Source organism: Okeania sp. SIO2F4 (assembly GCF_010672385.1).
GTDB lineage: Bacteria > Cyanobacteriota > Cyanobacteriia > Cyanobacteriales > Microcoleaceae > Trichodesmium.
Genome location: NZ_JAAHGT010001398.1, coordinates 1 through 1,481 on the forward strand (window position 1 = coordinate 1; position 1,481 = coordinate 1,481).

The following is a 1,481-nucleotide window of genomic DNA, read 5'->3' on the forward strand; positions in this document are numbered from 1 at the left end:
TGTACGGCTCAAATGACTGATAATTGATTAATGGACAATGATGATTGTGTGATAAATTTGATAATTTGGAGACGAACTAGGAACGAATTTCTCTCCATCTCCCTATCTGTCTTTCAAGAGAATGAAACAGCCCTGCCTCCTTAAGGGCGAGGTATTATTGCCAAGAGCTGACAGCTAATAGCTGAATGCTTACATGAACAATATTCTTCTTCTGGGTACATCCTATAATTTTTGAATAAGTAAAGAAGAAAAGTCTAGAGTAGAAACCATAATCTAGTTTTCCTTATTCCTTAATTATTAAAAGTAGAGTTGCCCACCCTACCTGACAAGCTATAATCAAAACTAAAGTAGAAAAACTACTTGATTTACCGAAAAACTGGGTCTTTAGACCTTCAGGTGCGAGAATGGGAGTGTCTCAACTATGGTAGTAAGCACAATAGAGATACCAACGCAGCAATAAACATATTAGTTGCGGGCGGGCAGTCCGAGACATTAAACGGACATGGAGGCCAGTGTCAGACTACTGCCAAAGTAGCAGCAGCCTGTGAAACGTCAACCCAGTCAAGAGCCAAGGCTCAGTAGGAATCTCCGCGCCTAAAGGCGCGGAGAGGATGTCAACACTGAAAAAGTTCAGGAGTTTGATAGCCCCGTCTTTTCAAAGCCGGGTGGACGCGACCCTAGTCAAGGAGAAATGCCCGCTCTTCTCAAACCCTAAAAAGTTGGGTTCCCCGGAGGGCAAGTAATCTCAGGACGCCCTAGCCTATAGAAGTCGATTGGTAGTACCCAGAAAGAAAAAAATAAGCAGCCTGAAGCAAAAGCAACAGGGTAGAGGATCGGTGCTAGAAATGCGTTTTGAGTGACCCTTTCAGGTATAGCCTGGAGAATCTGCGCGTCTAAAGACGCGCAGATTCTCAAAAATCTCTATTCCTCAAGATTTACTCGATCTTACAGAAAATCAATTATTCAAAATTTCCTTACCCTACCAGCTATAACTTTTCGGTAAAAAATAAGAAAGATTTAGGAGCAAAACACCAGAATTAACCCATAGCAAATTTCATCTCAATCAGGTACACTACTTGCGGGCAAGATGCCCGCACTGTATAGGTTTTCACCTTAATATTTGTACCTATTCCTTGGAATCTACTGTATCTGTTTTTTCCATTCCTTCTTACTTCTTTATTCTTCCTTGTGCCAAAAACTAACGTAAAAAACAACTAACCATCCATAACACCAAAAAAGTTACCAAACTAATAAATATTTCTGTTGTTAAACCAGTCGCCAAAGCACTCAGTATTCCCCCTAAAATCAACCCAAAAATTAAACCACCAACTGTCAACAAAACAGCACGGCCAAACTTATTTTCTTTGCGGTTAAGGAAATAAAGACAACCACCAACTCCTAAAGCCAAAGTTAGTTGCAAAGTAGAAGGTTGACTAACTCCAAAATAAATACTAATTGCACCTAAGACCACATATATACCA

Annotated in this window: 2 protein-coding genes; one reads left to right on the top strand and one right to left on the bottom strand. The window is 40.3% G+C overall.

What is annotated here, in order from left to right:
• Positions 1-360 precede the first annotated feature (360 nt).
• A complete protein-coding gene (locus tag F6K22_RS40740; protein WP_293110843.1) occupies positions 361-582 on the top strand; it encodes a zinc ribbon domain-containing protein in 222 nt (73 codons plus the stop codon).
• Positions 583-1,198: 616 nt separating this feature from the next.
• Here F6K22_RS40740 and F6K22_RS40745 read toward each other — a convergent pair.
• A partial coding sequence (locus tag F6K22_RS40745; RefSeq protein ID WP_293110845.1) for a CPP1-like family protein occupies positions 1,199-1,481 on the bottom strand: 283 nt, incomplete at its 5' end.